This is a genomic window from Neisseria sp. HMSC065C04, from assembly GCF_001815375.1.
Classification (GTDB): Bacteria; Pseudomonadota; Gammaproteobacteria; order Burkholderiales; family Neisseriaceae; genus Neisseria; species Neisseria flavescens_D.
In genome coordinates this window covers 1-770 of the sequence record NZ_KV820388.1, presented here as the reverse complement: position 1 = coordinate 770, position 770 = coordinate 1, and the positions used below count along the sequence as shown (strand labels likewise).

Sequence of the window (770 nt, the reverse complement as noted above, 5' to 3'; positions counted from 1 at the left end):
AAACGCCATTTAGACAAACTTACGCCGTTCAAGCCGTCTGAAAACCCAACTCTGTATAAACTGATAAGCCTGCTCCAGCAACTCAAACAACAGCAAAACGAAAGTCAAAACAGACTGCACGCCGCAAAAGATACTTTTATTCGTGCCACACACGAAGCAATCATATTGCTCTTGGCCAAACAGATAGACCAAACGGCCAAGCGAATAGACCTCATGATTCAGCAACAAGATAGCCTGAATACGCATTACAAAAATCTGCAAACAATTCCCGGTATAGGCAAAGATACCGCTGCAATCCTGCTCAATCATCTCACAGACAAACAATTTAAGACGGCCAACAAATTCGTATCATTCGCCGGATTAAGTCCGCGCATTGAACAATCAGGAACCAGCGTAAATAAAAAAGGCAGATTAAGCCGCTACGGTCACCGCCGGCTTAAACGCGCCTTGTTTATGCCCGCGCTTGTCGCCTATCGAATTAAAGCCTTTCCTAAGTTAGTTCAAAACTTATCTAAAAAGCCTAAAATGATCGTAATTGTTGCTTTGATGCGCAAACTCGCCAAAATCGCCTACTACATCCATAAAACACAAAAGCCGTTCGAAAAAATGCGCTATCAAATAGCTTAACAAAAACAAACAAAAAAACGGCTGCCGTAAAAGCAGCCGTGACTTGTTGCATTCGATGGAAAAGCAATAACTAAATATTAAGTAAAAACAATTAAATATAAAATAAATCGAAATTCATATTTGACAATGCTATATACCATCTT

Annotated in this window: 1 protein-coding gene; it reads left to right on the top strand. The window is 40.1% G+C overall.

All coding sequences use genetic code 11. From position 1 onward, the window contains the following. Positions 1–627 (top strand): transposase (locus HMPREF3022_RS01880; RefSeq protein WP_141756478.1); only part of this gene is annotated, 627 nt, incomplete at its 5' end. Positions 628–770 lie beyond the last annotated feature (143 nt).